Source organism: Phenylobacterium sp., from assembly GCF_030679875.1.
In the GTDB taxonomy this organism is placed as follows: domain Bacteria; phylum Pseudomonadota; class Alphaproteobacteria; order Caulobacterales; family Caulobacteraceae; genus Phenylobacterium.
This window is the reverse complement of record NZ_JAUXSP010000011.1, coordinates 67,278-84,835: the sequence shown is the minus strand read 5'-3', so window position 1 is coordinate 84,835 and position 17,558 is coordinate 67,278. Positions and strand designations below refer to the sequence as shown.

Genomic DNA, 17,558 nt, shown 5'->3' with positions numbered 1-17,558 from the left:
GACAGCGATGAGGCGGTCATGGCTCATGTTCGCCCTCCCATGGATCGTCATCCTGGGCCTTGTGCCCAGGACCCCTCTGAACGTGTTCCGAACGCATCAAGCTGGATAGCTGCACGTGCGGCTGAACAAGGGATCCTCGGGACAAGCCCGAGGATGACGGCTTGTGGGTTAGCCTTCGGCCGGCTCTTCAGCGGCGGCCGGGGCTTCTTCGGCAGCGGCTTCCGGCGCGGCGGCTTCAGCGGCCGGGGCCTCTTCAGCAGCGGCTTCCGGAGCAGCTTCGGCAGCCGGAGCTTCTTCGGCGGGCGCTTCTTCGGCGGCAGCCTCAGGCGCGGCTTCTTCAGCGGCGGCTTCGACCGGAGCGGCTTCCTCGGCGGGCGCCTCGGCGACCGGAGCCTCGACTTCAGGCTCGGGTTCCGGGGCCGGCGGGTTGGCGGCCAGTTCGGCGGCGGCGGCGGCGCGGTCGGTCTCGCGCTGGGCGCGCTCTTCAGCCCGCTCCTTGGCCTTGCGGCCCGGCTCGGCCTTCTGCGGGTTGTTGCCGTGCTCCCACTTCACCAGGCCCTGCTGAGACAGGAAACGGGCGACGCGGTCGGTGGGCTGGGCGCCCTTCTTGACCCACTCTTCGATGCGCTCGATCTTCAGAACGACCCGGTTGGGGTCTTCCTTCTTGAGCAGCGGATTATAGGCGCCGACCTTCTCGATGAAGCGGCCATCGCGGGGCGCGCGGCTGTCGGCGACGACGATGGAGTAGTAGGGGCGCTTCTTGGCGCCGCCACGGGACAGACGAATCTTGAGCATGGATGTTCCTTGTGAGCTCTAGGATTTCTTGAAGGGGTTCACGCCCGGGGGCAGACCGCCGCCCAGGCCTGGGAGTTTGGGGAGACCGCCGAGACCAGGGCCGCCAAGACCCGCGAGGCGGGCCTTGGCCTCCTCGATCTCTTGCGGAGAGGGCGCCTTGCCGCCGCCCATGGCCTTCATCCGGGCCATGTCCGCGCCACCCGCGCCGCCGCCGGTCAGCATGCCCGCCATCTTGGCGAAGCCCTTGCCGCCGTCACGGCTCATCATCTTGAAGGCGTCGGCCATCTGGCGGTGCTGTTTCAGCAGCCGGTTGACCTCGGACACCTCGACGCCGGCGCCCTTGGCGATCCGGCGCTTGCGCGAGGCTTGCAGAATGTCGGGCTTCTTGCGCTCGACCTTGGTCATGGACGAGATGATCGCGGCCTGACGGTCCAGGGTCTTGTCCGAAACATTGGCCTCGGCCATCTGCTTCTTCATCTTCTGGACGCCGGGCAGGAAGCCCATCAGCCCCTCCATGCCACCCATCTTCTTCATCTGGGCGAACTGGTCGGCCATCATGTCCAGATCGAACTGGCCCTTGGCCAGCTTCTTGGCCATGACCTCGGCCTTGGCCTGGTCGAAGTCCTGCGCGGCCTTCTCCACCAGGGCGACCACGTCGCCCTGGCCGAGGATCCGGCCAGCCACCCGGCGGGCGTCGAAGACGTCCAGGCCGTCGATCTTTTCCGACACGCCCAGGAACTTGATCGGCAGGCCGGTGACCGCCCGCATGGACAACGCCGCGCCCCCGCGGCCATCGCCGTCCGAACGGGTCAGCACCAGGCCGGTCAGCGGCAGGCGCTCGTGGAAGGCTGTGGCGGTGCGCACCGCGTCCTGGCCGGTGAGCGCATCGGCCACCAACAGGGTCTCGGACGGGTTGGTGATCTTGGCGATCTCGGCCGCCTCGGCCATCATCGCTTCGTCCAGGGTCGTGCGGCCGGCGGTATCGAGGATCAGGACGTCATAGCCCTGGAGCTTGGCCGCAGACAGCGCGCGGCGGGCGATGTCGGGGGCCGACTGGCCGGCCACGATGGGCAGGCTGTCGACGCCGGCCTGGACCGCCAGCGTGGCCAACTGCTCCATGGCCGCGGGCCGGCGGGTGTCGAGTGAGGCCAGCAGGACCTTCTTGCGCTCGCGGGAAAGGCGCAGGGCCAGGCGGCCCGCGGTGGTGGTCTTCCCCGAGCCCTGCAGGCCGGCCATCATCATGACGGTCGGAGGATTGAGCGAGAGATTGAGGCCTTCGACCTCCTCGCCGCCCAGCATCTCCACCAAGCCGTCATAGGTGATCTTGATCACCTGGTCGGTGGGACGGACCGAGCGCAGGACCTCTTCGCCGGAGGCGCGTTCCTTGGCCTTGGCGATAAAATCGCGCACCACCGGCAGGGCCACATCGGCCTCCAGCAGGGCGATGCGGACTTCGCGCAGGGCTTCATCGATGTGCTTTTCAGACAGCACGCCGAGACCCGACAGACGGTCGAATACCCCGGAAAGCCGTTCAGAAAGTGCGTCGAACATTCAAACTCCTATAGCCCAAACGCGATCAACCCCCGTGGACGATCACGTCGACGGGGGGCCTCGCCGCCCTCGTCCCATATGGTGATGGGGGTCGTGGCGGGGGAGGGCGCTGACCGAGGTTGCGCCGGAAGGGCGCGCTTATGCGCCTGTGGATGCTTTAGGTCAAGATCGGGGGCGGCGCGCGGCGCCTGGGCAGGGCGGCGGCGGCGGCGGCGAGCTCGGTGATCGTGTCCCAGTCGCGCGCCGCCACGGCGGCCTTCGGGGCCACCCAGGAGCCGCCGATACAGGCGACATTGGGCTCGTTCAGATAGTCGGCCGCCTTGGCCGCGTCGATCCCGCCGGTGGGGCAGAAGACCGCCTGGGGGAAGGGGCTGGACAGGGCCCGCAACAGGGGCACGCCGCCGACCACGCTGGCCGGAAACAGCTTGAACGCGGTGAAGCCGCGCTCCAGTCCGGCCATCAGCTCCGTCGCCGTGGCCACCCCCGGCAACAGGGGGATGGGCCCCTCCAGGCCCTCGCCTGGGATCAGGCCTGGGCTGACGGCGAAGCGCGCGCCGGCCCGGGCGGCGGCCTGGCGGGCGGTGGCCGAGGTGACGGTGCCAGCCCCGACCACGGCGTCCTCCACCTCGCCGGCGATGGCGGCGATGGCCTCCAGCGCCGCAGGCGTCCGCAGCGTGACCTCAAGGGCGCGCAGGCCCCCGCGGGTCAAGGCCCGGGCCAGGGGGACGGCGTCGGCGACGTCTTCAATGATCAGCACCGGCACCACCGGGGCCAGGGCCATGATGTCGTCCAGGGTCACAGGCGCACGCCTTCCAGTTGGGCCAGCTCCCGGGCGCAGCCCACCAGGGCCGGGAACGGGTGGGTGATGAGAAAGGTGGGAATGTCCCGGACATAGGGGGCGAGCCGCCCCTTGGCCTCGAAGCGGGCGCGGAAGCCCCCCGACAGAAGCCGCTCGGCCATGCGCGGGGCGATACCGCCGCCGACATAGACACCCCCGCGAGCCCCGAAGGTCAGGGCCAGGTCCCCGGCCACGCCGCCCAATATGGCGCAGAACCGGTCCAGAACCTCGCCCGCGGCCACGTCGCCGCCTGAGGCGGCCTCCATCACCGCCCGCTCATCGGCCAGGGTCGGGTCTCGACCGGCCATGAATTCGAGGGCGAGGTAGAGTTCAAACAGCCCCTGACCCGACAGGACCCGCTCCACTGAGACCCTCCCATAGCGCCCCTGCAGGCGCTTCCAGACTTCGACCTCCACCTCGTCGTGAGGGGCGAAGCCCGCATGGCCCGCCTCGGTGGCCACGGCGATGTCCACATGCTGCGACCTGGCCACCGCGGCGACGCCGAAGCCTGTGCCGGGCCCGAGAACCACGATCGGGCAGGTCGAGGCGCCGCGCAGGTCGGGTCCGATCCTGCGCAGGTCAGCGGGGTCCAGCACCGGGGCGGCCATGGCCTGGCCAGCGAAATCGTTGACCAGCTTGATCGCGTCGAAGCCGAAGGCGGCGATCAGGTCGGTCTCTGAAACCTGCCAGTCGAGGTTGGTGAATTCGATCTCGCCATCGACCACCGGGCCAGCCACGGCGATGACCGCCTTGGCCGGCCGTTTCTTGCCGGCCGTCTCGGTCAGATAGGTCTGGATAATCTCGTCCAGGGCGGCGAAATCGGCGCAGACATAGGTCTTGGTGTGGCGCAGGTGGCCCTCGCCATCCACCAGGGCGAACCGGGCGTTGGTGCCCCCCACATCCCCCACCAGGCCGGCATAGATCATGACCATCAGGCCACCTCTTCAAACAACACCGATCCGCCCGCCTCGGCCGGACCGGCCGCGCGACGCATCCAGCCGAACAGCTCTCGGCCAAAACCGCGACCATGGTCAGGCGGCGTGGCCGCCGGCCGGGCGGCCAGGGTGGCGGCGTCGACCTGGATCTCCAACCGCCCCTGTACGGCGTCCACCCGTATCATGTCGCCGTCCTGAACCTTGGCCAATACGCCCCCATCGGCCGCCTCCGGCGTCACATGGATGGCCGCCGGCGCCTTGCCTGAAGCGCCGGACATTCGCCCGTCGGTGACGAGCGCCACCTTCAATCCGCGGTCAAGGAGCAGGACCAGGGTGGGGGTCAGGCTGTGCAGTTCGGGCATGCCATTGGCCTTGGGCCCCTGGAAGCGGACCACGGCGACGAAGTCCTCCGTGAGCTCCCCGCGACGGAAGGCCGCCAGCAGCTCATCCTGGTCGTCGAACACCCGGGCCGGCGCCTCGATCACCAGATGCTCGGCCTTGACCGCGGACGTCTTCATCACCGCCCGGCCAAGCCCGCCGGCCATCAGGCGCAAGCCCCCCTCCGGCTGGAAGGGATCATTGACGGGCCGCAGGATGTCGAGATTGAGGGACTCCGCCGGCCCGTCCCGCCAGACCAGGGCGCCGTCCTCCAGGAATGGCTCTCGCTGATAGGCCCGCAGGCCGCCGCCGGCCACCGTCACCACGTCGTCGTGGGCCAGGCCCGCGTCCAGCAGTTGGCGGATGACAAAGGCCATGCCGCCGGCCGCCTGGAAGGCGTTCACGTCCTCCGATCCATTGGGATAGACCTTGACGATCAGCGGCGTGACCCGCGACAGGTCATCGAAATCGGCCCAGGTCAGGATGATGCCGGCCGCCCGGGCGATGGCCACCATGTGCAGGGTGTGATTGGTGGAGCCGCCCGTCGCCATCAGGCCGACGATCGCATTGACCATCGCCTTCTCATCGACCACCTGGGCCATCGGCGTATAGGCCTCAGCCCCGGCGATGATCTGCACCGCCCGCTGGGCCGCCGCCGTCGTCAGGGCCTCCCGAAGGGGGGTGTTGGGATGGACGAAGGCCGCGCCCGGCAGGTGCAGGCCGGTCATCTCCATCATCATCTGGTTGGTGTTGGCCGTGCCATAGAAGGTGCAGGTGCCCGGCCCGTGATAGGACTTCATCTCGGCGTCCAGCAGTTCCTCGCGGCTGACCTTGCCCTCCGCATAGAGGCCGCGCACCCGGGCCTTCTCGGCGTTGGACAGCCCCGAGGTCATCGGCCCGCCCGGTACGAAGATCACCGGCAGGTGGCCGAACGCCAGGGCCCCAATGGTCAGGCCCGGCACGATCTTGTCGCAGATCCCCAGCATCAGGGCGGCGTCGAAGGCGTCGTGGGAGAGCGCAATGCCCGTCGACATGGCGATCACGTCCCGGGAGAACAGCGACAGCTCCATGCCTGGGCGGCCCTGCGTCACCCCATCGCACATGGCCGGCACCCCGCCAGCCACCTGGGCGGTGGCGCCCACCGCCTCAGCCGCGGCGCGGATCACGTCGGGAAACCGCTCATAGGGCTGATGGGCTGAGAGCATGTCGTTATAGGCCGTCACGATCCCGAGGTTGGGCGCCGTGGGATTGCGCATCTTCGCCTTGCCGTCCTCCGGCAGGGCGGCGAAGGCGTGGGCGAAGTTGGCGCAGGACAGCTTGGCCCGCCCGGGGCCTGAACGCTGGGCGGCGGCGATCTGAGCCAGATAGGCGCTTCGGCTCTCCCTGCTGCGCGCGATGATCCTGTCGGTGACCTCGGCGACGACCGGATGGATGGGCATGGCGGCTCCTTCAGGGGGTCCAGAGAACCCGCACCGGGACGCGGCTCTGGGTCAAGAGCGCGGCGACCGGCAGATCGGCGCCCTCGAGCGCCCGCATGACGACCTGCCGTTTTTCCGCGCCGGCGATCAGGATGAGAATGGCCTGGGATTGTAACAACGCCGCCAGCGTCAGGGTGATCCGCGGCAGGGGCGGGTCGCCGATCGCCTGATCAAAGCCCTGGCAGAACCGCGTTCCATCCGCAGCCATGGCGGCGGCGAGCCCGCGGGCGCCCGGGATCAGCGAGGCCACATGGCCGTCGGGGCCCATCCCCAGCAGGGTGATGTCGAAGGGGGCCAGGGCCGCCACCTCGGCCTCGGCCAGATCGGCGGCGGCCGCCGCGCTGGGCGCCTCCCGCATCAGGGGGACGAAACGGGCGGCGCTGGCCTGGCCTGTCAGCAACCGCGAAGCCACGAGGCCCTGGTTGGAGGCCGGGTGGTCCAGGGCCACGAACCGCTCATCGGACAGGGTGATATCCACCTCGCCCCACGCCAGAGACCTCTGGCTCAGCCGGTCATAGATGAGCCCAGGCGAGCGCCCGCCGGTGACCACCAGCCGTCCCCGCTCGCCGGCGGCGATGGCGTCGGACAAGGCCTCGACGACGGCGCCAGCCGCGGCGTCGGCCAGAGCTTCAGGGGTCCCGAAGATCTCGATCATGCCCCCTTCTAGTCCCTCGGCCGCGGCCTTGCAGCCCCAAGCGGGCGGAGAAACCGCCTATCGTCGCGGAACGTGGGCCAGACGCAGGATGTTGGCCGCGCCGGGCGAGCCCATGGGCAGGCCGGCCAGGATCAGGATGCGACGCCCCGGCGCCGCCAGACCCAGGTCCCGGGCGATCTCAGTGGCGATCTTGGCCAGGGACTCAGAATCGGCCGGCTGGGGCACCACCCGGGCCTCCACCCCCCAGGTCAGGGCCAGGCGCCGGGCGACTCCCACATGGGGGGTCAGCGCCAACGCCGGCTGCAGCGGACGCTCCCTCGCCAGGCGCAGGGCCGTCTGGCCGGTGGTGGTGAAGCTGGCCAGGCAGACGATGGAGGGCCCCTGGGCCGCGCGGCCGGCGGCGGCCACCAGGGCGTCGGCTTCGGCGTCCTCAATGGGATATTCCGCCGCCATCAGCTCGGGCCAGCGGGGATCACGCTCCACCCGGCAGATGATGCGGTCCATGATCGACACCGCTTCCAGGGGGAAGTCCCCAGCCGCGGTCTCGGCCGACAGCATCAGGGCGTCGGCGCCCTCATAGACCGCCCCGGCCACGTCGGAGGCCTCGGCCCTTGTGGGCGTCGGCGCCGTGGTCATGGATTCCAGCATCTGGGTCGCCACGATCACCGGAATGCCCCGGGTGCGGCAGGCGCGGATCAGGGCCTTCTGGACCACCGGCACATCCTCCGGCGCCAGCTCCACCCCCAAGTCGCCCCGGGCCACCATCACCCCGTCGCAGAGGTCGAGAATCTCGTCGAGGGCGTCGAGGGCGGCCGGTTTTTCGATCTTGGCCAGGACCGCGGCCCGGCCCTGGACCAGTTGGCGCAACTCGGCCATGTCGGCGGCCCGCTGGACGAAGGACAACGCCACCCAGTCGACCCCCTGGTCCAGGGCGAAGGCCAGGTCCTTGCGGTCCTTGGGCGTCAGGGCCGGAATGGGGATCGGATGGCCCGGCAGGTTCAGGCCCTTGTGGTTGGACAGGGTCTCGCCGACCACCACTTCAGTTTCGGCGAAATCCTTGCCGTGGCGGACCACCCGCAGGCGCACCCGACCGTCATCGATCAGGATGTCGGCGCCGACCTTCACCGCCGCCAGGATCTCCGGGTGTGGCGCACAGACCCGGGTGGCGTCGCCCAGCGCCGGGTCAAGATCCAGGCGGAAGGCCTGGCCCGGGCGGATCGACACCGGCCCGTCGGCGAACTTGCCCAACCGCAGCTTGGGGCCCTGCAGGTCGGCCAGCACGGCCAGGGGGCGACCCACGGTGGCCTCGGCGCCGCGCACGGTGGCGATGGCCTGGGCGTGGTCCTCGTGGGTTCCGTGACTGAAGTTGACGCGGAAGACGTCGGCGCCGGCCCGCGCCAGCGCCTCCACCTGCTCAGGGCTGCGGCTTGCAGGGCCCAAGGTGGCGACGATACGGGCGCGGCGGGCTCGAATCATGGGTTCCCCGTTTGGCGGTGGACCCCGCACGGGGCCAAGATGGCGGCGAGTCGCTTGGCGCGGCCAGGATCACAGCTTAGCAAACGGCGCCCCCGCGCCGTCGAGAAAAAGGACGCAGGGACATGCGACACAACACCAGCGAGGCCTTGGCCCTGTGATCCAGACTCTGGACCTGTTTCCCATCGGCAACTGCTCTGCCAGCGCGCTGATCGACCGCCATGGCCGCTTTGTCTGGGCCTGCGTGCCCCGGGTGGACGGCGACCCGATGTTTTCAGCCCTGCTCAGCGACCGCGACCCGGCGGCCGCCGATGTCCAGGGCGTCTGGGACATCCAGGCCGAGGGGCTGGCCCAGACCCGCCAGGGCTATCTGCGCAACACCCCGATCGTGCGGACCGAACTGACCAACAAGGATGGGGAAAGCCTGGAGATCCTCGACTTCGCCCCGCGCTACCGCCAGTTCGGGCGGATCTATCGTCCCATGGCCATGATCCGGTTGATCCGGCCGATCTCCGGCGCCCCGCGCATCCGCATCCGCATGCGGCCCAGCGTCAATTGGGGCCAGGCGCCCGCCCGCCAGACCACCGGCTCCAACCACATCCGCTATGTGGGCGGCCCGACCACCATGCGGCTGACCACCAATGCGCCGGTGAGCCACATCACCGAGGAGCGGCTGTTCCGCCTGGAGGAGCCCATCGCCATGTTCCTCGGCCCCGATGAGGGCTTCGACGCCGACGTCATGGCCACCACCACCCGGATGCTGACCGAGACCACCCACTACTGGCGCGAATGGGTGCGGACCCTGTCTGTGCCCCTGGAATGGCAGGGGGCGGTGATCCGCTCGGCCATCACGCTGAAGCTCTGCGCCTATGAGGAAACCGGCGCCATTGTCGCGGCGCTGACCACCTCGATCCCCGAACATGCGGAGTCCGGGCGCAACTGGGACTATCGCTACTGCTGGCTGCGGGACGCCTATTATGTGGTCCAGGCCCTGACGCGGCTGGGCGCCGCCGACATGCTGGAGAACTATCTCTCCTATCTGCGCAACCTGGTGGCCGAGGCCGGCGGCGGCCATGTGCAGCCGGTCTATGGGGTGGGCCTGGAGCCGGGGCTGACCGAGAAGATCGCCACCGCCCTGCCCGGCTATCGCGGCATGGGGCCGGTGCGCATCGGCAATCAGGCCCACGAACACCTGCAACACGACGTCTATGGCCAGATCATCCTGTCGACGGTGCAGGCCTTCTTCGACGAGCGCCTGCTGCGGCAGGCCACGGTGGAGGATTTCCGCGCGCTCGAGCCTGTGGGCGAGCGGGCCTATGAGGTCTACGCCACCCCGGACGCCAGCCTGTGGGAATTCCGCGGCCGCGAGGCGATCCATACCTATTCGGCGGTGATGTGCTGGGCGGCCTGCGACCGCCTGGGCAATGCGGCGGTGCAGCTGGGCCTGCTGGAGCGCGCCGCTCTGTGGAACGCCCGGGCTGATGAGATGCGCGCCGTCATTGAGGACCGGGCCTACAACGAAGAGCTCGGCCGCTACGCCGCCACCTTCGACGGGGACGAGCTGGACGCCAGCCTGTTGCAGTTGGTGGACGTGCGCTTCACCCCGGCCAGCGACCCGAAGATGGCCGCCACCATCGAAGCCGTGGAGAAGGGCCTGCGACGGGGCCCCTACATGCTGCGCTACGCCGTCCCCGACGATTTCGGGGAGCCCAAGACCGCCTTCAACATCTGCACCTTCTGGCTCATCGAGGCCCTGCACCTGTCGGGCCGCAGCGCCGAGGCCCGGGAGCTGTTCGAGGAGATGCTGACCAGGCGCACGGCCGCGGGCCTGTTGTCGGAGGACATCTCCTTCGACGGGGACGAGCTGTGGGGCAACTATCCCCAGACCTATTCCCTGGTCGGCCTGATCAACTGCGCGGCCCTGCTCTCCAAGCCCTGGGCGGCGGTGCGCTGAACGCGCCTCAGGCGGCTGCGGGCGGGGCTTTGAAGCCCCGCACATTCTCGTCGATCGCCTGGGCCAGCGACAACAGCCGTGCGTCGCTGCCGTGGGCCCCGATCAGCTGGGCGCCCACAGGCAGGCCATCGGCGGCGATCCCGGCCGGCAGGGTGGTGGCCGGCAGCAGGCAGGCCGTCGCCAGGGCGATCCAGCCCAGCATGGTGATGTAGGGCGCGCCCTCCCCGTCGGAGAATTTCAGCCGCCGCGAGGCGAACGACCCCTGGCTGTGGGGGAAGGCCGTGCCCGGGGCCACCGGCGCCAATATAGCGTCATAGCCTTCGAACGCGGCCTCCATCTCCCGACGCAGGCGGGCGCGAATGGCGTCGGCCGCCAGCCAGTCCCGGTGGCGGGCGGTATAGGCCATCACCGTCCCGGCCCAGGAAAAGGGCCCGGCCCCGCGGGCCCGGGCGATGCGGGCGGCCGGGCGCATCAGCTCCATCTTGCGCACCTGGCTGTTGGGCATATCGGCGCCGATGATCGAGCCCAGCAGCAGCAGGTAGGATTCCAGCAGGGTCTCCACATCCACCGGCGGGGAGATCACCTCGACCTGGGCGCCAGCGGCGGCCAGCTCCACGCCGTAGGCCTCCAGCACCGCCTTGACCTGCGGGTCAATCGGCAGGCCCGGCGCCTCCAGCCAGAGCCCGATGCGCGCCTTGGTCAGGTCGGCCGGGGGCGCCTTGGGCGAGACCCCGCCATCAGCGATCACCGACAGCAGGAGCCGCAGGTCCCGGGCCGAGCGGGCCATGGGGCCGATCACGTTCAGGTCCGGCTCCTGCCAGGACCCCGGCTTGGGCGGCACATGGCCATGCTGGGGGGTCAGCGCCCAGGTGGGCTTGTGCGAAAAGACCCCGCAGAAATGGGCCGGCACGCGGAGCGACCCGCCGATGTCCGAGCCAATTTCCAGGGCCGTCACGCCCGCCGCCAGGGCTGCGGCCGCCCCGCCTGAGGAGCCGCCCGGCGTGCGGCTCACGTCCCAGGGATTGTTGCTGGTCCCGTAGAGGCCATTGAAGCTCTGCCAGTCCCCGGCCATCACCGGCACATTGGTCTTGCCCCAGATCACCGCGCCCGCCCGCCGGGCCAGGGCGACCACGGTGGCGTCCTCCGCCTGACGGCGGCGATAGGCCTCAAGCCCGGCCGAGGCCGGCATGCCGCTGACGTCCAGCGTGTCCTTGATGGTCATGGGCAGGCCGGCCAGCGGTCCCAGCGCTCCACCCCGGGCGCGGATGTCGTCAATGGCCTTGGCCCGCTCCAGGGCCCGCTCCAGATCGGCGGTGACCACGGCGTTCAGCCGGCGGTGGGTCTGTTCGTGACGGGCGAGCGTCAGCTTCAGAAGCTCCACGGCGGTGACCCGGCCCGAGGCCAGCAGGCCGATCTGGCCCGAGGCGTCGAGGCTCAGCAGGTCCAGATCGCTCATGCCCGGGCCTTCCTGTTCGATCCCTTGAGGCCCAGCACGTCCTGCATGTCATAGGCGCCCGGCGGCTGGCGCACGGCCCACAGGCCCGCCTCCACCGCGCCCCGGGCGAACAGGCTGCGATCCCGCGCCGAATGCGACAGGGTCAGGATCTCGTCCTCTGCGGCGAAGACCACCGAATGCTCGCCGATGACGCCGCCGCCGCGCATCACCGAATAGCCGATCTCGCCCACGGGCCGGGCGCCGGTGATCCCGTCCCGGGCCGCCCGGGCCACGGTGGCCAGCGCCACATCGCGCCCTTCAGCGGCGGCCTGCGCCAGCATCAGGGCGGTGCCGGACGGCGCATCGACCTTGCGCCGGTGATGGGCCTCGAAGACCTCGATGTCATAGTCGGACGCCGCCAGCGCCCGGGCCGCCTGCTCCACCAGACCCAGCAGCATGTTGACGCCGAGCGAGAAATTGCCGGCCCGCACGATCGGGATGGCCTTGGCCGCCGCGTCGATCACCGCGATCTGGTCCGCGTCAAAGCCGGTGGAGCCGATGACGAGCGCAATGTCCCCCCGGGCCGCGCACACCTGGGCCAGCTCGCAGGACGCCTTGGGCGTGGAAAAGTCCACCACCACATGGGCCGCCGCCAGGGCGCTGGCCTGATCCACCAGCCGCGGATCTTCCGCGCCGGGCCGGTCAAAACAGGCGAACACGCCCGCATCAGCGCGCCCCTCCAGCACAGACACCACCGCCTGGCCCATACGGCCAAGCGCGCCAGCGACAGCAAAACGAACAGGTGCGGTCAAGAACGGTCTCTCCAGGGCTTACGCGGCGCAAGGCAGCGAATGTCGCCCCTGGGCCGGTGGGGTCAAGGGCGGAGGTGGGGGGAGTCAGTCCTCAGGCTTTGGCGCCCTGCTCCTGCCGCGCCCGCGATGGTCGTCAGCCGCCATCGGATTGCCGCGCGCTCAGGCCCGGAAGTATAGCCACAGGAACAGCTTCAGAGCGTAGAAGCCAGCGCAGACGATCAGATACATCCAACCAATCAGCTCGCCGACTTCGCGAATGGCGGCCAGCGATACCCCGCCATCAAAAACCGCAGCCACCGCGACTCGAGTTGCCGCGACGGCCAGCAAAAACACAGCTGCGTTGATGAAGAAGGGCTGGCCTCGGAGCATCACGACACCCTGGAACATTCTCTAACGATAGCGCCTGGCGGGTTGCATGGCGGCCCATGGCATCATGGGAGTTCGAACCACTCTCGCGTCTGCGGCTCCGGCTGATCTCGTTCGCCCAGGTCGCCGCCAGGGCCTTCAAAGAGATCGTTCCAGGACGCATCCACAGGCACGATCACCCGCCGCGTCCCGCCCCGAACAACCTCCACCTCGCGAACGCTGTCGGAAAAGGCTGTGTCCCTGGGAAGGCGGACGGCCTGGGCGCCGTTGGATTGGAAAAGGGTCGTGCGGGTCATCTGGGATCAGAAAACCTGTTCCATGCGTCCAGAGCAAGGCTGGGGGCGAGTCACGCGGCCTTGAAAGGTTCGAATGGTCTCTTCGGGGCTTGTCCGCATCACCCCCACTCTGTCGCCCACAGGGGACATTAGGTTGACAATGCCACCGGTTTGTCGCTCATAGTTTACATATGATCGAGGTGCGCCAGACCGAGACGTTCAGGGCTTGGCTTGAGACGCTGCGGGATCGCCGGGCCGCGGCCAAGATCGCCGCTCGCCTTGCGCGGCTCGAACTCGGGAACTTCGGCGATGCAGAGCCTGTCGGCGAAGGCGTCTCCGAACTGCGAATTCACTACGGTCCGGGCTATCGGGCCTACCTTGTGCAGCGTGGCGAGGTCCTCGTGGTCATGCTCTGCGGCGGCGAGAAGTCATCGCAGCATCGGGATATCAGGTGGGCCAAGGCCATGGCGCGTGAACTGGAGATGTGAGCGGATGCCTCCGAAGACCAGCCGCTTTGATGCGGCCGCAGTGCTGGACACGCCCGAGGCGATTGAAGCCTTCCTGGAGGACGCCTTCGAATCCGGCGACCCATCCTTCATCACCCACGCCCTGGGGATCGTCGCCCGCGCCAAGGGGATGTCGCAACTGGCCGAAGAGACCGGCCTCTCCCGTCAGGCCCTCTACAAGGCGCTCAGCGCCGAAGGCCACCCGGAGTTCAGCACGGTCCTGAAGGTGGCCAGCGCCCTGGGCTTCCGTCTGCACCCGGAGCGGGTGGCGGAGGGCGCTTGATCGGGTTCGGCCCCTCCTGAAGTCGATGCGATAGCCCGCATTCGGGAGCCTTCGATCTAAAGCTGGCTGCTTCTTGATTTTGAATTGAGTCGCCGTCTGCCAGTCGTCGCCCAGGCAGATCGTCCTCATCTGAGCCTTAAGATCGGCATGTCGCTTGAGAAAGCTGGCTCGAATCGCTCGGTCCAGCCGGCATGGCTGACGGCGGGGGCGAGCTTGTCTTCATCCAGGAAGCTCCAGCCGCCGCTATAGATGTGAAGTTCCTTTTCCGCCATGGCGACTGACATAATGAACACTGCTAGGCTCGGGTCTCGCAGCAGACTGATGCGGAGCACTACCGGCGGCCCGCCGTCCTCGACATAGCGGCCCCGCTCAAGCCGCGCGAGCGGCTGGTGGTACTCGGCCCAGAACGCCTTCAACAGGTTCTCCCGGCTCGACTTATCCTCCGGCGGGAGGAAACAAGCGTATTGGTCCCACTGGCTCATCGGGTTGCTGTCGATCCGCCACTCGACAACTTCGCCTGTGAGCCTCGGGAGGTGTTCGCCATGGACGTACTCGCCTGGGTCGTTCCAACTGAAATTGTCGGTTGTTCCCCGCGCGAAAAAGCCGTCCTCACCATAACCAACGTCCACGCCCTGCGTTATCAATGTGAACGAAGCCATCAGTATTCTTGCCCCCAAAGCCAAGACCACGACGGGGATTTGGCTAGATGGGTCCGTCGTTTGATCTGGACCTCGGTCAGGTCGTGATAGGCGCCGTAGCGCTTCTCAATCAGCTTGGGGATGAACTCGGTCGGATCCAAATTTTCCCGTTTGAACGTAACGTGGACGAACCGTTCTTGGCTGATCGCGGCCGATGCGAATGCCTCTTGCAGAGCCTTCGCGATCTTGCCGCTCGCGTCCTTCACGGCGACCTTCAAGATGACCATCTCGTTGCCCCCAGCGTAGCCAGTCCGACTGTCGTAGTGGGCGGCGCCGACCTTGCCCCTCTCTGGCCTCTCGTTTTCCACTAGGGTTAGCTGAACCGGGATAGCGAAGTCTGTGCTGTGCTCGAAGTGGACGACGCCTATCGCCGTAGGAAAGTCCCACTCCGTGCGGTCGTGGCGGCTGCTGTAGGTTTGCTCGAATTGGGAGAGTGCAAGCGTCAGCCACTCGCCAGTCAGGGACCACTTGACCTCGTGAATTTCGAAGGTCGCCGCGATCTTCATACCCGGCGACTGTTTATCTCTACTGCCGAACATCCTGACCCTCCGCCGCCAGTCATAAACCACGGATTTTTCAGGTTGTAAGTCCGAGAAGGCGTTGCCGGGCTTTGCGAGGTCCGAATAGGGCCCCTATGGCCTCGTCGGCGCGAGAGGATGGCGCTAACGCAAACGGATACCCTTAACCGCCGCTACGAGCCGTGATCGGTCTCCGCCCGCCTCCACCCCCCGCAATTCCTACCCCGGCTCTGGAGTCTTGCGGTTGTGGCTTGGGGGCGGGGTATGTAGGTTGCGGCCCTCTTCCATCACCAGTGTCTGCAAGGACCGTCCGCGCTCATGAGCGACGCCGAGAAACGCACCTTCACCGACGAGGAGGCGCTGAGCTTCCACCGTCTGCCCACCCCTGGGAAAATCGCCATTGTGCCGACCAAGCCGATGGCCACGCAGCGGGACCTCTCGCTGGCCTATTCCCCCGGCGTGGCCGTACCGGTGCTGGCGATCGCCGAGGATCCGGACAAGGCCTATGACTACACCTCCAAGGGCAACCTGGTGGCGGTCATCTCCAATGGCACGGCCATCCTGGGCTTAGGCAATCTGGGGGCGCTCGCGTCCAAGCCGGTGATGGAGGGCAAGAGCGTCCTCTTCAAGCGCTTCGCCGATGTGGACTCCATCGATGTGGAAGTGTCGGCCACCGACGCCGACGAGATCATCACGGTGATCAAGAACATCGGCATCACCTATGGCGGCATCAATCTGGAGGACATCAAGTCCCCGGAATGCTTCCGCATCGAGACCGAGCTGCAGGAGCTGCTCGACATCCCGGTGTTCCACGACGACCAGCACGGCACGGCGATCATTTCGTGCGCGGGCCTGCTCAACGCCTGCAAGATCACCGGCCGGTCCCTGGCCGAGGTCAAGGTTGTGCTGTGCGGCGCCGGCGCGGCGGGCATCGCCTCGCTGGAGCTGATGAAGGCCATGGGGGTGCGGACCGAAAACTGCATCGCCGTAGACAATACCGGCGTCATCTATCGCGGCCGGCCCGAGAACATGAACCAGTGGAAGTCGGCCCACGCCATCGACACCGACAAGCGCACCCTGGCCGAGGCCCTGGACGGCGCCGACGTGTTCCTGGGCCTGTCGGTCAAGGGCGCGGTGACCCCGGAGATGGTGGCCTCCATGGCCCCCAATCCGATCATCTTCGCCATGGCCAATCCCGATCCGGAGATCACCCCCGAAGAGGTCCATGCGGTCCGCAAGGACGCGATCATGGCCACCGGCCGCAGCGACTATCCCAACCAGGTCAACAACGTCCTGGGCTTCCCCTACATCTTCCGCGGCGCCCTGGATGTGCGGGCCCGCCGGGTGAACATGGAGATGAAGATCGCCTGCGCCCAGGCCCTGGCGGCCCTGGCCCAGGAGGACGTGCCCGACGAGGTGGCCGCGGCCTATCACGGGGTGCAGCTGAAGTTCGGCCCGCAATACATCATCCCCAGCCCCTTCGATCCCCGGCTGATCTCCTACATCCCGCCGTTCGTGGCCCAGGCGGCCATGGACACCGGGGTGGCGCGCAAGCCCATCGAGGACATGGACGCCTATCGCGCCCAGCTGGCCCAGCGGCTCGATCCCACCGCGGCCTTCCTGCAGAAGCTGCAGGGCTCGGTGCTGACCGGACCGAAGAAGCGCGTCGTGTTCGCCGAGGGCGAGGAGCCCAGCGTGATCCGCGCGGCCTACGCCTTCCAGACCGCAGGGCTCGGCGAAGCCATCCTGGTCGGCCGGGACGAGCTGGTGGCCGAGAACATGCGCTCTGTGGGCCTAAACCCGACGGACGCCAATCTGCGCGTGGTCAACGCCCGGACCTCGGACCACAATCCGGAATTCGCCGACTATCTCTACAAGCGCCTGCAGCGTCAGGGCTATCTGATGCGCGACGTGCAGCGGCTGGTGAACCAGGACCGCAACACGTTCGCCGCCTGCATGGTGGCCCTGGGCCACGCCGACGGCATGGTGACCGGGGTGACGCGGTCCTATGACCAGGTGCTGGACGAGGTGCTCCGGGTCATCGATCCGGCCCCGGCCGGCCGGGTGATGGGCATGTCGGTCCTGCTGGGCAAGGGCCACACCCTGTTCATCGCCGACAGCAATGTCACCGAAATGCCAGAGGCCGAGGATCTGGTGGAGATCGCCCTGGAGGCCGCCCAGGCCGTCAAGGCGCTGGGCTACACCCCTCGCCTGGCCTTCATGTCCTATTCCACCTTCGGCAATCCCATGGGCGACCGCTCCGAAAAGGTGCGCGAGGCCGTGGCCATGCTCGACGATATGGAGCTCGACTTCGAGTACGAGGGCGAGATGCCCCCGTCCCTGGCCCTGGAGCCCGAACGGCGCGGCAACTTCCCCTTCATGCGCCTGACCGGCCCGGCCAATGTGCTGATCATGCCGGCCATCCACTCGGCCTATATCTCCACCCAGCTGGTGCAGGCCTTTGGCGGCGCGACGCTGGTCGGCCCGATCCTGCTCGGCCTCGAAAAATCGGTGCAGATCGCCCCCCTGTCCTCCTCGGTGACCCGCATTCTGCAGCTGGCCACCCTGGCCGCCTACGACCTGCGCCAGACCGAGGCGCCGCGCTAAG

General features: G+C 68.2%; 17 protein-coding genes. 4 read left to right on the top strand and 13 right to left on the bottom strand.

Annotated elements, in window-relative coordinates:
• Positions 1-168: 168 nt before the first annotated feature.
• The 7 genes from rpsP to pyk all read right to left on the bottom strand — a co-directional run bounded on the left by rpsP (position 169) and on the right by pyk (position 8,106).
• On the bottom strand, positions 169-795 hold the full coding sequence (rpsP, locus tag Q8K84_RS06945) for a 30S ribosomal protein S16 (protein ID WP_305281886.1): 627 nt from the start codon (positions 793-795) through the stop codon (positions 169-171).
• A gap of 18 nt (positions 796-813) precedes the next feature.
• Entirely contained in the window at positions 814-2,346 is a 1,533-nt protein-coding gene (ffh, locus tag Q8K84_RS06940) for a signal recognition particle protein (protein WP_305281885.1), read from the bottom strand.
• A gap of 157 nt (positions 2,347-2,503) precedes the next feature.
• Positions 2,504-3,145 (bottom strand): bifunctional 4-hydroxy-2-oxoglutarate aldolase/2-dehydro-3-deoxy-phosphogluconate aldolase, encoded by a 642-nt coding sequence (eda, locus tag Q8K84_RS06935; protein WP_305281884.1) that lies wholly within the window; start codon positions 3,143-3,145, stop codon positions 2,504-2,506.
• Complete coding sequence (glk, locus tag Q8K84_RS06930) at positions 3,142-4,116, bottom strand: glucokinase (protein ID WP_305281883.1); 975 nt, start codon at positions 4,114-4,116, stop codon at positions 3,142-3,144. The genes eda and glk overlap by 4 nt, the downstream gene beginning before the upstream one ends.
• On the bottom strand, positions 4,116-5,936 hold the full coding sequence (gene edd / locus Q8K84_RS06925) for a phosphogluconate dehydratase (RefSeq protein ID WP_305281882.1): 1,821 nt from the start codon (positions 5,934-5,936) through the stop codon (positions 4,116-4,118). Before edd ends, glk begins: the two co-directional genes overlap by 1 nt.
• A 10-nt stretch (positions 5,937-5,946) precedes the next feature.
• Entirely contained in the window at positions 5,947-6,630 is a 684-nt protein-coding gene (gene pgl, locus Q8K84_RS06920) for a 6-phosphogluconolactonase (RefSeq protein ID WP_305281881.1), read from the bottom strand.
• A 57-nt stretch (positions 6,631-6,687) separates the two neighbouring features.
• On the bottom strand, positions 6,688-8,106 hold the full coding sequence (gene pyk, locus Q8K84_RS06915; protein WP_305281880.1) for a pyruvate kinase: 1,419 nt from the start codon (positions 8,104-8,106) through the stop codon (positions 6,688-6,690).
• Between the two features lie 154 nt (positions 8,107-8,260).
• On the opposite strand from pyk, the gene Q8K84_RS06910 reads away from it, so the two are divergent.
• The gene (locus Q8K84_RS06910) at positions 8,261-10,057 is read left to right on the top strand and encodes a glycoside hydrolase family 15 protein (RefSeq protein ID WP_305281879.1); all 1,797 of its coding nucleotides are present in this window, start codon (positions 8,261-8,263) and stop codon (positions 10,055-10,057) included.
• A 7-nt stretch (positions 10,058-10,064) separates the two neighbouring features.
• Here Q8K84_RS06910 and Q8K84_RS06905 read toward each other — a convergent pair whose 3' ends face one another.
• From Q8K84_RS06905 to vapB, 4 genes are all read right to left on the bottom strand, one after another.
• Positions 10,065-11,513, bottom strand: a complete 1,449-nt coding sequence (locus Q8K84_RS06905; protein WP_305281878.1) for an amidase family protein — start codon at positions 11,511-11,513, stop codon at positions 10,065-10,067.
• Positions 11,510-12,304, bottom strand: a complete 795-nt coding sequence (dapB, locus tag Q8K84_RS06900; RefSeq protein ID WP_305281877.1) for a 4-hydroxy-tetrahydrodipicolinate reductase — start codon at positions 12,302-12,304, stop codon at positions 11,510-11,512. Before dapB ends, Q8K84_RS06905 begins: the two co-directional genes overlap by 4 nt.
• 159 nt (positions 12,305-12,463) lie before the next feature.
• A complete protein-coding gene (locus Q8K84_RS06895; protein ID WP_305281876.1) occupies positions 12,464-12,691 on the bottom strand; it encodes a hypothetical protein in 228 nt (75 codons plus the stop codon).
• Positions 12,692-12,735: 44 nt separating this feature from the next.
• Positions 12,736-12,966 carry a type II toxin-antitoxin system VapB family antitoxin gene (gene vapB, locus Q8K84_RS06890; protein ID WP_305281875.1) on the bottom strand — a complete coding sequence of 77 codons (231 nt, stop codon included), beginning with the start codon at positions 12,964-12,966 and terminating at the stop codon, positions 12,736-12,738.
• A 170-nt stretch (positions 12,967-13,136) separates the two neighbouring features.
• Between vapB and Q8K84_RS06885 the strand changes: the two genes are divergently transcribed.
• A complete protein-coding gene (locus tag Q8K84_RS06885) occupies positions 13,137-13,433 on the top strand; it encodes a type II toxin-antitoxin system RelE/ParE family toxin (protein ID WP_305281874.1) in 297 nt (98 codons plus the stop codon).
• 4 nt (positions 13,434-13,437) lie between these two features.
• Positions 13,438-13,734, top strand: a complete 297-nt coding sequence (locus tag Q8K84_RS06880) for an addiction module antidote protein (RefSeq protein ID WP_305281873.1) — start codon at positions 13,438-13,440, stop codon at positions 13,732-13,734.
• Between the two features lie 125 nt (positions 13,735-13,859).
• Here Q8K84_RS06880 and Q8K84_RS06875 read toward each other — a convergent pair whose 3' ends face one another.
• On the bottom strand, positions 13,860-14,393 hold the full coding sequence (locus tag Q8K84_RS06875) for a hypothetical protein (protein WP_305281872.1): 534 nt from the start codon (positions 14,391-14,393) through the stop codon (positions 13,860-13,862).
• Positions 14,393-14,971: a hypothetical protein gene (locus Q8K84_RS06870; protein ID WP_305281871.1), complete on the bottom strand. Its 579-nt coding sequence runs from the start codon at positions 14,969-14,971 to the stop codon at positions 14,393-14,395. Before Q8K84_RS06870 ends, Q8K84_RS06875 begins: the two co-directional genes overlap by 1 nt.
• Positions 14,972-15,268: 297 nt before the next feature.
• Here Q8K84_RS06870 and Q8K84_RS06865 point away from each other — a divergent pair, with 297 nt between their 5' ends.
• Positions 15,269-17,557: an NADP-dependent malic enzyme gene (locus tag Q8K84_RS06865; protein ID WP_305281870.1), complete on the top strand. Its 2,289-nt coding sequence runs from the start codon at positions 15,269-15,271 to the stop codon at positions 17,555-17,557.
• The last annotated feature ends 1 nt before the right edge of the window (position 17,558 follow it).

What these genes read in the sequence shown, in the direction of transcription:
- rpsP (WP_305281886.1), bottom strand. Translation starts at nt 795, where the DNA reads ATGCTCAAGATTCGTCTGTCCCGTGGCGGCGCCAAGAAGCGCCCCTAC.
- ffh (WP_305281885.1), bottom strand. Translation starts at nt 2,346, where the DNA reads ATGTTCGACGCACTTTCTGAACGGCTTTCCGGGGTATTCGACCGTCTG.
- glk (WP_305281883.1), bottom strand. Translation starts at nt 4,116, where the DNA reads ATGGTCATGATCTATGCCGGCCTGGTGGGGGATGTGGGGGGCACCAAC.
- edd (WP_305281882.1), bottom strand. Translation starts at nt 5,936, where the DNA reads ATGCCCATCCATCCGGTCGTCGCCGAGGTCACCGACAGGATCATCGCG.
- pgl (WP_305281881.1), bottom strand. Translation starts at nt 6,630, where the DNA reads ATGATCGAGATCTTCGGGACCCCTGAAGCTCTGGCCGACGCCGCGGCT.
- pyk (WP_305281880.1), bottom strand. Translation starts at nt 8,106, where the DNA reads ATGATTCGAGCCCGCCGCGCCCGTATCGTCGCCACCTTGGGCCCTGCA.
- Q8K84_RS06905 (WP_305281878.1), bottom strand. Translation starts at nt 11,513, where the DNA reads ATGAGCGATCTGGACCTGCTGAGCCTCGACGCCTCGGGCCAGATCGGC.
- Q8K84_RS06895 (WP_305281876.1), bottom strand. Translation starts at nt 12,691, where the DNA reads ATGTTCCAGGGTGTCGTGATGCTCCGAGGCCAGCCCTTCTTCATCAAC.
- vapB (WP_305281875.1), bottom strand. Translation starts at nt 12,966, where the DNA reads ATGACCCGCACGACCCTTTTCCAATCCAACGGCGCCCAGGCCGTCCGC.
- Q8K84_RS06885 (WP_305281874.1), top strand. Translation starts at nt 13,137, where the DNA reads ATGATCGAGGTGCGCCAGACCGAGACGTTCAGGGCTTGGCTTGAGACG.
- Q8K84_RS06880 (WP_305281873.1), top strand. Translation starts at nt 13,438, where the DNA reads ATGCCTCCGAAGACCAGCCGCTTTGATGCGGCCGCAGTGCTGGACACG.
- Q8K84_RS06875 (WP_305281872.1), bottom strand. Translation starts at nt 14,393, where the DNA reads ATGGCTTCGTTCACATTGATAACGCAGGGCGTGGACGTTGGTTATGGT.
- Q8K84_RS06870 (WP_305281871.1), bottom strand. Translation starts at nt 14,971, where the DNA reads ATGTTCGGCAGTAGAGATAAACAGTCGCCGGGTATGAAGATCGCGGCG.
- Q8K84_RS06865 (WP_305281870.1), top strand. Translation starts at nt 15,269, where the DNA reads ATGAGCGACGCCGAGAAACGCACCTTCACCGACGAGGAGGCGCTGAGC.